Source organism: Rhodosalinus sp. (assembly GCF_041685465.1).
Lineage (GTDB): Bacteria > Pseudomonadota > Alphaproteobacteria > Rhodobacterales > Rhodobacteraceae > Rhodosalinus.
This window is the reverse complement of sequence record NZ_JAWLFS010000076.1, coordinates 1-11,951: the sequence shown is the minus strand read 5'-3', so window position 1 is coordinate 11,951 and position 11,951 is coordinate 1. Positions and strand designations below refer to the sequence as shown.

Below are 11,951 nucleotides of genomic sequence, written 5' to 3'. Positions count from 1 at the left end.
CTTCAGCCCGAGATGGAGAAGATCAAGGAGCGCGCGGGCGACGACCGCCAGAAGCTCCAGCAGGAGATGATGGAGCTCTACAAGAAGGAGAAGGTGAACCCGGCCTCCGGCTGCCTGCCGATCCTCCTGCAGATCCCGATCTTCTTCTCGCTCTACAAGGTGATCTTCGTCACGATCGAGCTGCGCCACGCACCGTGGTTCGGGCCGTTCAACGACCTCTCCGCGCCCGATCCGACCTCGATCATGAACCTCTTCGGGCTCATGCCCTGGGACGCGCCGCCGCCCGACTCGATCATCGCGCTGGTCTTCATCGGCATCCTGCCGATCGTGCTCGGCGTGTCGATGTGGCTGCAGCAGAAGCTGAACCCGGCGCCCACGGATCCGACGCAGCAGATGATCTTCGCCTGGATGCCCTGGGTCTTCATGTTCATGCTGGGCAGCTTCGCCTCCGGCCTCGTGCTCTACTGGATCGCGAACAACATGATCACCTTCTCGCAGCAGTACGCGATCATGCGCAGCCAGGGCTACAAGCCCGACCTGCTCGGCAACATCCTGTCGAGCTTCCGACGCAAGGCCCGGACCGAGGAGAAATGACCGCCCGGCTGACCGGGATCTGGCGCCACCCGATCAAGGCTCACGGCCGCGAGGCGTTGGAGCAGGTCGACCTCGCGCTCGGCGCGACGCTGCCCTGGGACCGCGCCTGGGCCGTCGCGCGCGAAGGGGCGGCGGCCGACGGCAGCGCCTGGGCGCCCTGTTCGGAGTTCACCCGCGGGGCCCGGGCGCCGGCGCTGATGGCGATCACCGCGGCGCTCGACCCGGCGACGGAGGCGGTCACGCTGACCCATCCCGAGCGGCCCGCGCTGACCTTCCGCCCCGATCACGACGCGGACGCCTTCCTCGACTGGGTGCGCCCGCTGATGCCCGAGGGCCGCGCGGCGCCCGCGCGGCTCGTCCGCGTGCCGGGGCGCGGCATGACCGATACCGATTACCCCTCCCTCTCGATCTGCAACCACGCCTCCCACCGCGCGGTGGAGCAGCGCCTCGGGCGGCCGCTCTCGCCCCACCGCTGGCGCGGCAACCTCTGGGTCGAGGGCCTCGCCCCGTGGGAGGAGTTCGACCTCGTCGGCCGCGAGATCCGCGTGGGCGCCACGCGTCTCCGCGTGGTGGAGCGCACCGGGCGCTGCCGCGCGACGATGGCGAACCCGGAAACGGGGCGCGTGGACGTGGACACGCTCGCACTGCTGCGTGAATGGGGGCACGAGGATTTCGCCGTCTACGCCGAGGTCGTCGAGGGCGGCGCGATCGCGCTGGGCGACACGGTGACGCCGGCATGAGCGCCCTGCCCTTCCCGCTCGCCGAGCCGCCCGATCCGGCGGCCGAGGAGGCCGGGCGCAAGCTCTTCGCGGGGCCGGTGGATTTCATGAAGGGCGTCGTGGCGATGGACGGGTTGCCGCCCGCGGACCGGCCCGAGGTCTGCTTCGCCGGGCGCTCGAACGTGGGCAAGTCGACGCTGATCAACGCGCTCGCGGGGCGCAAGGCGCTCGCGCGGACCTCCAACACGCCGGGGCGCACGCAGGAGATCAATTTCTTCGCGCTCGGCGACAGTCATTACCTCGTGGACCTGCCGGGCTACGGCTACGCCAAGGCACCGCTGGCGGTGGTCGACCGGTGGCAGCGGCTGCTCAAGGCCTATCTCGCCGGGCGGTCGAACCTGCGCCGGGCCTTCGTGCTGATCGACGCGCGCCACGGCGTGAAGCCCGTGGACGAGGAGATCATGAGGCTTCTCGATCAGGCCGCCGTCACCTTTCAGGTGGTGCTGACCAAGGCCGACAAGGTGAAGGCTCAGGACCGGGAGCGCATCCTCGACCAGGTGCGCGGCGCGCTCGCAGCACATCCCGCGGCCTTTCCCGAGATCGTGCTCACCTCGTCCGAAACCGGTGCGGGGATCGCCACGCTGCGCGCGATCGTGGCAGCTCTCGCCTGAGGCGGAAAAGGCCGCAGGCACCGCCTTGCGCCCGGCGCCCCCGGCGGAGATAACCCGGCGCGAGGAGGGACCCCGATGCCGAAAGCCAGCGCCCGCGACTGGATCGCCACCGCCCGCACGCTCAGCCAGGCGCTGCCCTATCTGCAGCGTTACGACGGTGCCGTCGTGGTCATCAAGCTCGGCGGCAACGCCATGGGCGACGACACGGCGATGGAGGAATTCGCCCGCGACGTGGTGCTGATGCGGATGGTCGGCGTGAACCCGGTCGTCGTCCACGGCGGCGGACCGATGATCAACGCCATGCTGGATCGCCTCGGGGTCGTCTCGGAGTTCGTGGACGGCAAACGCGTGACCGACGCCGAGACCATCGAGGTGGTCGAGATGGTGCTCTCCGGCCGCCTCAACAAGCGAATCGTGCACGCCATCGGCGCGCAGGGCGGGCGCGCCGTGGGCCTCTCGGGCAAGGACGCGGGCCTGATGACCTGCGATCAGACCGACCCGGCGCTCGGCTTCGTGGGCACGCCGGCAGAGGTGAACGCCGATCTGCTGCGCGACCTTTTCGACAAGGGCATCGTTCCGGTGATCGCCCCCATCGGCGCAGGGCGCGACGGCGAGACCTTCAACGTCAACGGCGACACGGCCGCGGGCGCCATCGCCGCGGCCCTCAGGGCAGACCGGCTGTTGCTGCTGACGGATGTGGCTGGGGTGAAGAACGCCGCCGGCACGGTCGAAGAGCAGCTTTCGGCCGAGACGATTCGCGAGATGACCGAGGCCGGGGTGATCGCCGGCGGCATGATCCCCAAGACCGAGACGGCGCTCGCCGCGATCGAGGGCGGCGTGCGCGGCGTCGTCATCCTCGACGGGCGCGCACCGAACGCCTGCCTGCTGGAACTCTACACCGAGCACGGCGCGGGCACGCTGATCCGCCCGGCACACCGTATGGGAGGATGAGATGCGCCGCCTGATCCTCATCCGGCACGCGAAATCGGACTGGAGCGCGGCGCTCGAGGATCACGCGCGCCCGCTCAATGCACGAGGGCGCCGCTCCGCGCCGCTGATCGGCGCGTGGCTGCAGGAGGCGGGCTACCTGCCGGGAGAGGTGATCTGCTCCGACGCGGCGCGCACGCGCGAGACCTTCGATGGGCTCGGGATCGACGCGCCGGCGAGCTACACGCGGCTTCTCTACCACGCCGAGGCGCCGGACATCCTGGAGGTTTTGCGGGCCGCGTCGGCGGAGACCGTGGCGCTTATCGGGCACAACCCCGGCATCGGCGATTTCGCGGGCTGGATCGTGGCGACGCCGCCCGCGCATCCGCGCTTTCACGACTACCCGACCGCCGCGACGCTCGTCGCCGAGTTCGCCATCGACAACTGGCGGGACGCCGATTTCGGCATGGCCCGCGCGTTGGATTTCGTCATCCCGCGCGAACTCGAGTAACGCGCTCTTCGCGCGCGAGGACGCCCGTCAGGGCAGAGGAGCGCCCCCGCTCAGTGGCCTAGGATCTGGCTCAGGAAGAGCTTCGTGCGCTCGTTCTGCGGGTTACCGAAGAAGGCCTCGGGCTCGTTCTGCTCCACGATCTGGCCCTGGTCCATGAAGATCACGCGGTTCGCCACCTGCCGGGCGAAGCCCATCTCGTGCGTGACCACCAGCATGGTCATGCCCTCCTCGGCGAGCTCGATCATGGTGTCGAGCACCTCCTTGATCATCTCCGGGTCGAGCGCCGAGGTCGGCTCGTCGAAAAGCATGATCTTGGGCCGCATGCAGAGCGAGCGCGCGATCGCCACGCGCTGCTGCTGCCCGCCCGAGAGCTGACCGGGATACTTGTCGGCCTGCTCGGGGATCTTGACCTTCGTCAGGAAGTGCATCGCCGTCTCGTCCGCCTCCTTCTTGGGGGTCTTGCGAACCCAGATCGGCGCGAGCGTGCAGTTCTCGAGGATGGTCAGATGCGGGAACAGGTTGAAGTGCTGGAAGACCATCCCGACGTCCGAGCGGATGGTGTCGATGTTCCTGACGTTCGACGAGAGTTCCGTCCCGTCCACCACGATGCGGCCGCGCTGATGCTCTTCCAGCGCGTTGATGCAGCGGATCAGCGTCGACTTGCCGGAGCCCGACGGGCCGCAGATCACGATTCGCTCGCCGCGGTAGACCGTGAGGTCGATGTCGCGCAGCACGTGGAACTGACCGAACCACTTGTTCATCTCCGCGATCTCGATCGCCACCTCGTCGGAGACCGCCATGCGGCTCCGGTCCACCTGCGTCAGGGTGTCGGTTTCGGGCTGGGGAACGTCCACCATTGTCTGGCCTTTCCTTATCGACGCTCGGTCTGAAGCTGACGCTCCAGCCATTGCGAATACTGCGAGATGCCGTAGCAGACGACGAAGAAGAGCGCCGCGGCGAAGCCGAAGAGCTCCCAGTAGACGCCGTTCCAGTCGGTCGAGGCGAGGATCGGCCCGCGGATCATGCCCACGAGGTCGAACATCGCGATCACCGAGACGAGCGTCGTGTCCTTGAAGAGGCCGACGGCCACGTTGACGATCCCGGGAATCGAGATCTTCAGCGCCTGCGGCAGGATGATGAGCCGCATCGCCTGCGGATAGTCGAGGCCCAGCGCCGAGGCGGCCTCGTACTGTCCCTTGGGCAGCGCCGCGAGACCGCCGCGCACCACCTCGGCGATATAGGCCGAGGCGAACATGGTGATCATGATGATCACCCGCAGGATCAGGTCGAAGGAGGATTCGGGCGGCAGGAAGTAGCCAAGCACCACGTTCGCCACGAAGAGAAGCGTGATCAGCGGCACGCCGCGGATGAACTCGATGAAGACGATGCAGATCCACTTGACGATCGGCATCCCGGACTGACGCCCGAGGGCCAGCGCGATCCCGATGGGCAGCGACAGCGAGACACAGACCGTCCCGAGGATCAGGTTCAGCATGAAGCCGCCCATGTCGCGCGACGCCACAGGCTGGAGCGTGACCGGGGCGACGGCGGTCAGCGTCGGCGTCACGAAACCGGACAGCCACCAGAACAGCAGCGCGGCGAGGACGGCCCCGAAGAAGCCCATCGCGAAGCTCTGCGCGACGAGGCGCTGAAAGACGAGGTAGCCGACGACGAAGCCGCCCGCCGCCATGACCGGCACCCAGACCGAGCCGCCCCAGACGAGGAAATAGGCCAGGAAGGGATAGACCGCGGTGAAGGGCAGAAGGCTGCGCGGCGCCTTCGGGAAGAGCACCGGCGCGAGCGCGACGAAAAGCAGCACGAAGGCGGTCGCGGGGCGCCAGTAGGCCTCCTCCGGGTAGCGCACGCCGAAGACCAGCTGCGTCCAGCGGTCGCGGATCACCGCCCAGCAGGCGCCGGTCGTGCCGTCGAGGATCTCGCGGCACTCGCGCAGGCTGCCGGCGTTCCACACGCCGTTGAAGATCCAGGGCATCGTGGCAGACAGCAGCCACCAGATCGCCCAGAGCGAGACGAGCGTCAGGATCCCGTTGGGCACCGATGAAAACAGGTTCTCGCGCAGCCACTTGACGAGTCCCGCCTCTGCCACCGGTGGCGGCGCGGGCGGGATCGGCTCACGCCGCACGAAGGCGAGCTGCGCAGCCTCGGCGTGGGTATCGCTCATCGGGAGGGCTCCTGCGGCGCGGGCATGTCAGCGCTCCTTCAGCTTCACGGCGTTGTTGTAGAGGTTCATCACCGCCGAGATCGACAGCGAGATGATGAGGTAGAACAGCATCAGGAGCAGCACGGACTCGATCGCCCGGCCCGTCTGGTTCAGCGTGATGCCGCCGAGCGTGCCGGTGACGTCCATGTAGCCCACCGCGATGGCGAGCGAGCTGTTCTTGGTGAGGTTGAGATACTGCGAGATCACCGGCGGGATCACCACGCGCAGCGCCTGCGGCAGGATCACGAGGCTCATGACGCGCCGGGGGCGCAGCCCGAGCGCGGCGGCGGCCTCCGTCTGCCCGTGGCTCACGGAAAGGATGCCCGCGCGCACGTTCTCGGCGATGAAGGCGCCGGTGTAGATCGCCAGCGCGAACCAGAGCGCGATGAGCGACCCGCGCACCTGGATGCCGTCCTGAAAGTTGAAGCCGCGCAGCTGCGGATATTCCAGCGTGATCGGCCCGCCGAGCAGGGCGTAGGCCGCCAGCGTCGGCAGGATCAGGATCGCCAGCGTCGGCCAGACCATCGGCAGCAGCCGACCGGTCGCGTAAAGGAGTTTCGTCGCGTAGCGCCGGTAGTAGATCGCCCCCGCGATGGAGGCGAGGAAGACGGCGACGACCACGCCCGACCCCGCGCCCCACAGCGGCTTCGGGACATAGACGCCGCGGTTGGTGAAGGCGAAGGCGTCGAACAGCATGCTGGAGGCGGGATCGTCCCCGCGAAAGGCCGAGGGGGGCGGCAGCGCGGCCGTCATCACGAAGAAGATGATCAGGATCCAGATCAGTACCGGCACGTTGCGGAAGATCTCGACGTAGACGGCCATCAGCTTGGCCACCAGCCAGTTCTTCGAAAGCCGGAGGACACCGGCGAGCACGCCGAAGATCGTCGCCGTGATGCACCCGAGGAAGGCGACGAGCAGCGTGTTCAGCACCCCGACGAAGGATGCGCGCAGATGCGGGTCCGAATTCTCGTAGGGGATCAGCCGCTGGTTGATGTCGTAGCCGGCCGGCGCCCCGAGAAACCCGAAGGAGATGTCCTGCCCCAGCAGCGCGAGATTGCGCACGAGGTTCCAGCCCAGATAGGCCATGAACACGATCAGCAGGAAGAGCGCGACGAACTGGAAGGTGTAGAAGCGATACCGCTTGTCGTTCAGCAGCATCGACAGGCGGAACGACTCGCGCGGCGGCTGTGGCTCCGTCACTGAGGTCATGGTCGGTTTCCTGTCGGCACAGACGCTGTGGGCCCGGCGGGCGCGCCGTGCATTCTCGATACGGGATGTCGTCGCGGATGGTCGGTGCGGGAAGGGCGCGCATGGCGCCCTTCCCTCGAGGCGGTCGCCTTACCGGAACGGCGGTGCGTACATAAGTCCGCCCTCGGTCCACTGGGCATTGAGCCCGCGGGCGAGGCCGACCGGCGTGTCCTCGCCGATGTGGCGCGCGAAGATCTCGCCGTAGTTGCCACCTGCCTTCAGCGCGTTCACGGCCCAGTCGGGCTCGAGCCCCATGACTTCGCCGAAGTCGCCCTCGGTGCCGAGCAGGCGGTTGATCTCGGGACTGTCGGTGCCTTCGGCCATCTCGTCGATATTGGTCGAGGTCACGCCGAGCTCTTCGGCCGCGATCAGCGCGTAGAGCGTCCAGCGAACGATGTCGCCCCACTCGTTGTCGCCGTGGCGCACCACCGGGCCAAGCGGCTCCTTGGAGATGATCTCGGGCAGGATCACGTGATCGTCCGGGTTCTCGAAGGCCGCCCGCGTCGCGGCGAGGCCCGACCCGTCCGTGGTGTAGACGTCGCAGGCCCCGGCGAGGTACTGCTGCTGCGCCTCGGCGTTCGTCTCGATCGGCACCGGCTCATAGTCCATGTCGTTCGAGCGGAAGTAGTCCGCGAGGTTGAGCTCGGTCGTGGTGCCGGTCTGGATGCAGATGGTCGCACCGTCGAGCTCGGTCGCCGAGGACACGCCCAGCTCGGCCGGAACCATGAAGCTCTGGCCGTCGTAGTAGTTGATGCCGGTGAACTCGAAATTGAGGTCCACGTCCCGCGTGAAGGTCTGGGTCGTGTTGCGCGAGAGCATGTCGATCTCGCCCGAGGCGAGCGCGGTGAAGCGCGTCTTGCCCGTCAGCGAAACGTATTCGACAGCCGAGGGATCGCCGAGCACCGCAGCGGCCACGGCACGGCAGACCGCCACGTCGAAGCCCTCCCATTCACCGTCGGCGTCAGGCGCCGCGAAGCCGACGAGGCCGGTGTTGACCCCGCAGTTGAGTTCGCCGCGCGCCTGAACGTCATCCAGCGTCGCGGCGCTCGCGACGCCTCCGGTCACGCCGGCGGCGGCCACCGCAGCGAGAAATACGCGTTTCTGCATGTTGTCCTCTTCCTGATTGTCCGCCCTGTCGTTGCCCGGGATCGCCCCCGGACGGGCCTGGTCGGTTGTCGTTGATCCGGGCACTCCCCGGGCCCAAGCACCGCGAGTTTGGAAGGATTCAGGCAACCGGGTCAAGTTCGACGTTCTGAAACGGATCGCCGCAGCGACGCGCGCGGCGAAACCCGCCGAAACCGGCGGCACCGTCGTTCACGCGGCGTCGCGTTCCCGCGCGAGATCGAGGAAGCGCGCTGCCCGCAGAAACGCCGCGCGCCGTGTCGAGGCCTGTGCCGCGGCCTCGGCGTCCTCGCCCCATTGCTCGGCCTGCCATGTCTCGTCGATGCGCGAGAGCGCCCAGAGCCGTTCGGGCGCCTCTGCGCCCCGCTCCGCCGCAAGGCCGAGCACGAGCGACCCCGAAAGCGTCACCAGATCGTCGAGCGCGGTAAGCTCGAAGGCGCCGAGCGGCTCCAGCGCGGCGCGCAGCGCGGCCAGGCTCTCCGCGGGCTGGGCGACGTGGATGATCCCGGTCGCGCAGACGAGCCGTGCCCCGAGGTGATCCGCGGCCCAGTCGAGAATCGGGTCCCATCCCTCCGCCTGCCGTGCGGCAAGGGCGGCGGGCGCCTCGGCGCGGTAGCAGAGAAGATCCGTCTCGCCGTACTCCGCCAGCGCCGCGATCACGGAGTCGCGCGCGGCCGCCACGCGATCGAGCGCCGTGTTCGCCGCCCGCGTAAGCGGCATCGCCGCCGGGTCGATCACCTCGGGCTGGTCCTGCCATTCCCGCGCCACCGCCTCGGCCAGCGGGCGCGAGGGAAGGACGAGCGGCGCGCGCGCAGGCGTGCGCACCATCCGCCCGTCGAGCGCCACGCCATGCCCGCCCTCGGTTTCCACCGCCTCGGCGGCGGTCCAGAACCGCCGCGCCGCCCATTCCGTCATGCGACCTCCCAGAGTGCCTCTATGAGCCCCGGCAGCTCGGCGAAGCGCACCGCCTGTACGTCCGCGCGGCCGAGCGCCGTCTCGGCCTGATAGCCCCAGCGCACGCCGACCGAGCGAACCCCGGCCGCTCGCGCCATCTCGATGTCGTAGCGCGTGTCGCCCACCATGACCGCCCGCTCCGGCGCCACCCCGGTCTCGGCGAGCGCCGCCTGAAGCATCGCCGGATGCGGCTTGGAGGGGTGGTGGTCGGCGACCTGCTGCGTGACGAAGTGATGGGCGAGCCCATGCGCCGACAGCACCGCGTCGAGGCCCCGGCGCGACTTGCCGGTGGCCACGCCGAGCAGCACCTCCGGCGCGGCCGCCAGCCGCGCCAGCGCCGCCCGCGCGCCGGGATAGAGCGGCGCGCTTTCGGCCGCGCCCCGCCGGGTGCGCAGATCGGCGAAGGCCGCGCGGTAGCGCCGCACGAGCTCTGCCTGCGTCGCGTGCGAAAGATCGGGCGCAAGACGCACCATGGCATGGTCGAGCGAGAGCCCGACGATGTCCAGCACGGCCGCCCGTGGCGGCACCGGCAGGTCCAGCCCCCCGAAGGCCGCCGCCATCGCGCCGAGGATGTCGCCCTGACTGTCGACGAGCGTGCCGTCCACGTCGAAGACCACGAGCCTGAGATCGTTCATGCGCCCTCCTCCGCGAAGGGGTCCTCCGGCGCGTCGGCCTCGCGCCAGCCGAGCATCTCCCAGGTGCGGCGCATGTGCTCCGGCAAGGGCGCGGTGAAGGACAGGCGCGCGCCGGTGACCGGGTGCGTCAGCGCGAGGGACCGCGCGTGCAGATGGAGCTTGCGGCTCACCTCCCCGCCGAGCTGCGCGCCCCAGCCCTCGCCCTGGTTCTCCTGCCCGCGTCCGCCGTATTTGCCGTCGCCCACGACCGGGTGACCGATCCCGGCCATATGTGCCCGCAACTGGTGCGTGCGTCCCGTCACCGGCACCAGCGCCATCCAGGCGGCGCGCTTCGCCAGCCCCTCGATCACCGCGAAGTCCGTGACCGCGCGTTTGGCGCCGGGCGTCCCCTCCACCTCGTCGGGATGGACGAGGCGCATCTTCTCGCCCTCCCCGCGCGCGCCGTGCCCCGCCGCCTTGACGAGGCCGTAGCGGATCGTGCCCATCGCCGGGCTCGGCACGCCGGCGACCGCGGCCCAGTAGATCTTGCGCGTCTCCTTGGCGCGGAAGCCCGCGGTGAGCGCGGCTGCCACGCGCCGGTTGCGCGCCATCAGAAGAAGCCCGGAGGTGTCCCGGTCGAGCCGGTGGACGAGGCGCGGCGCCTCGTCGGCGCCGAAGCGCAGCGCCTCCGACAGCGCGTCGACGTGGCGCGTCTGCCCGCTGCCGCCCTGCACGGCGAGGCCCGGCGGCTTGTTCAGCACCAGGAGGTGCGCGTCGCGCCAGAGCACCGCGGCGCGGATCATCTCGGCGTCCCGCGCGCTCGGTCCGGCGGGTTTCGGGGCCGGCGGCGCGGCGGCGGGGAGCGGCGGCACGCGCACGCTCTGCCCTTCGGCGAGGCGCGTCGCAGGCTTCACCCGGCCGCCGTCGACACGGAGCTCGCCCTTGCGGCACATCTTCTCGATGCGCCCCTGCGTGAGCTGCGGGAAACGGCGCTTCAGCCAGCGGTCGAGCCGCTGTTCGGCCTCGGCCGCCCCGATGGTGACATGCTCGACGCTCACGCCAGGACGCTCCGCGCCGCGGCGAGGCCGGCGGCGACGCCCGCGAGCGAGAGGACGACAGAGGCGACGACGTAGGCCGCCGCCAGAGCCGCCTCGCCCCGATCCCAGAGCGTCAGCGCGTCAAGCGAAAAGGCCGAGAAGGTGGTGAAACCGCCGAGGAAGCCCGTCACCAGAAGCGGCGCGAGCCGGGTCGCGGAAAACTGTGCCAGGACCGCGACCACCGCGCCGATCAGGACAGCGCCGACGACATTGACGACGAGCGTGCCCCAGGGAAAGCCCGGCCCCATAAGCCGCACGGCGGCCAGCACGGTCAGATACCGTGCCACCGCCCCGGCCGCACCGCCGAGCGCAACCTGGAGAAGGGTTCCCGCCATGGCCGGTCTGTCGCGCGCGCCCCCGCGCCTGTCAAGCGCCGCCGCCGCGGCCGAAAATTCTTCGTACGAAGAATTTTCTCTGCCCCTCCCGTCGCGGCGGCGAATTTTCGTACGAAAATTCGCCGCCCTCATCCGCCGCGCTGCTCCGCGCGCCGGCGCGTGAACCAGTCGAGCCGCTTGCGCAGCTCGCGCTCGAAGCCCCGCTCGACCGGATCGTAGAAGCGCGCGCGGTCCATGTCCTCGGGGAAGTAGTCCTGCCCGGAGAAGGCGTCCTCCGCATCGTGGTCGTAGGCGTAGCCCGCACCGTAGCCCTGATCCTTCATGAGCGCCGTCGGCGCGTTCAGGATGTGCTTCGGCGGCGCGAGCGAGCCGGTCGCCTTCGCCGCCTTCCGCGCGGCCTTGTAAGCGGTATAGGCCGCGTTCGACTTCGGCGCGAGGGCGAGATAGACGAGCGCCTGCGCCAGCGCGAGCTCGCCTTCGGGACTGCCGAGGCGTTCGTAGGTCTCCCACCCCTGCAGGCAGATCGCCTGCGCCTGCGGGTCGGCGAGGCCGATATCCTCGACCGCCATGCGGGTGATCCGCCGCGCGAGGTAGCGGGGATCCTCGCCCCCCTCCAGCATCCGCGCGAACCAGTAGAGCGCGGCGTCCGGATCCGAGCCGCGCACCGACTTGTGCAGCGCCGAAATCAGGTTGAAATGCGCATCGCCCGACTTGTCGTACTGCGCCGCGCGGCGCGCCAGCCGCTCGGAGAGCTGGCGCGCGTCGAGGCGCTCCTCCACCGGCCAGCCCATGACCTGCTCGATCAGGTTGAGCGCCGCGCGCCCGTCGCCGTCGGCCATCTCCAGCAGCGCCTCGCGCGCCGGCCCGTCGAGCGGCAGCGGCCGGTCGAGCGCCGCCTCGGCGCGCTGCGCGAGCCGCTCCAGGTCGCCGAGCGAGAGCCG

The 11,951-nt window shown here is 69.8% G+C and carries 14 protein-coding genes; 5 read left to right on the top strand and 9 right to left on the bottom strand.

The genetic code is table 11. The features are described from left to right. The 5 genes from yidC to ACESL7_RS07025 all read left to right on the top strand — a co-directional run. Positions 1–594 (top strand): membrane protein insertase YidC (gene yidC, locus ACESL7_RS07045; RefSeq protein ID WP_372892609.1); only part of this gene is annotated, 594 nt, incomplete at its 5' end. Further along, complete coding sequence (locus ACESL7_RS07040) at positions 591–1,334, top strand: MOSC domain-containing protein (RefSeq protein ID WP_372892608.1); 744 nt, start codon at positions 591–593, stop codon at positions 1,332–1,334. The genes yidC and ACESL7_RS07040, both read left to right, overlap by 4 nt. Then, positions 1,331–1,984, top strand: a complete 654-nt coding sequence (gene yihA, locus ACESL7_RS07035; protein ID WP_372892607.1) for a ribosome biogenesis GTP-binding protein YihA/YsxC — start codon at positions 1,331–1,333, stop codon at positions 1,982–1,984. Before ACESL7_RS07040 ends, yihA begins: the two co-directional genes overlap by 4 nt. A gap of 75 nt (positions 1,985–2,059) precedes the next feature. Beyond that, positions 2,060–2,935 (top strand): acetylglutamate kinase, encoded by an 876-nt coding sequence (gene argB, locus ACESL7_RS07030; RefSeq protein WP_372892606.1) that lies wholly within the window; start codon positions 2,060–2,062, stop codon positions 2,933–2,935. 1 nt (position 2,936) lies between these two features. After that, entirely contained in the window at positions 2,937–3,422 is a 486-nt protein-coding gene (locus ACESL7_RS07025) for a SixA phosphatase family protein (protein ID WP_372892605.1), read from the top strand. A gap of 50 nt (positions 3,423–3,472) precedes the next feature. On the opposite strand, the gene ACESL7_RS07020 is transcribed toward ACESL7_RS07025, so the two are convergent. From ACESL7_RS07020 to ACESL7_RS06980, 9 genes are all read right to left on the bottom strand, one after another. Beyond that, positions 3,473–4,279 carry an amino acid ABC transporter ATP-binding protein gene (locus tag ACESL7_RS07020; protein ID WP_372892604.1) on the bottom strand — a complete coding sequence of 269 codons (807 nt, stop codon included), beginning with the start codon at positions 4,277–4,279 and terminating at the stop codon, positions 3,473–3,475. A 14-nt stretch (positions 4,280–4,293) separates the two neighbouring features. Beyond that, a complete protein-coding gene (locus ACESL7_RS07015) occupies positions 4,294–5,601 on the bottom strand; it encodes an amino acid ABC transporter permease (protein WP_372892603.1) in 1,308 nt (435 codons plus the stop codon). Between the two features lie 27 nt (positions 5,602–5,628). After that, complete coding sequence (locus tag ACESL7_RS07010; RefSeq protein WP_372892602.1) at positions 5,629–6,849, bottom strand: amino acid ABC transporter permease; 1,221 nt, start codon at positions 6,847–6,849, stop codon at positions 5,629–5,631. A 129-nt stretch (positions 6,850–6,978) separates the two neighbouring features. Then, positions 6,979–7,995 (bottom strand): amino acid ABC transporter substrate-binding protein, encoded by a 1,017-nt coding sequence (locus tag ACESL7_RS07005; protein WP_372892601.1) that lies wholly within the window; start codon positions 7,993–7,995, stop codon positions 6,979–6,981. 207 nt (positions 7,996–8,202) lie between these two features. Further along, positions 8,203–8,925, bottom strand: a complete 723-nt coding sequence (locus tag ACESL7_RS07000; RefSeq protein ID WP_372892600.1) for an ATP12 family chaperone protein — start codon at positions 8,923–8,925, stop codon at positions 8,203–8,205. Then, a complete protein-coding gene (locus tag ACESL7_RS06995) occupies positions 8,922–9,599 on the bottom strand; it encodes an HAD-IA family hydrolase (protein ID WP_372892599.1) in 678 nt (225 codons plus the stop codon). The genes ACESL7_RS07000 and ACESL7_RS06995 overlap by 4 nt, the downstream gene beginning before the upstream one ends. Continuing rightward, positions 9,596–10,636 (bottom strand): RluA family pseudouridine synthase, encoded by a 1,041-nt coding sequence (locus tag ACESL7_RS06990; RefSeq protein WP_372892598.1) that lies wholly within the window; start codon positions 10,634–10,636, stop codon positions 9,596–9,598. Before ACESL7_RS06990 ends, ACESL7_RS06995 begins: the two co-directional genes overlap by 4 nt. Further along, a complete protein-coding gene (crcB, locus tag ACESL7_RS06985) occupies positions 10,633–11,010 on the bottom strand; it encodes a fluoride efflux transporter CrcB (RefSeq protein WP_372892597.1) in 378 nt (125 codons plus the stop codon). The genes ACESL7_RS06990 and crcB overlap by 4 nt, the downstream gene beginning before the upstream one ends. 128 nt (positions 11,011–11,138) lie before the next feature. Further along, a partial coding sequence (locus tag ACESL7_RS06980) for an AAA family ATPase (protein WP_487247751.1) occupies positions 11,139–11,951 on the bottom strand: 813 nt, incomplete at its 5' end.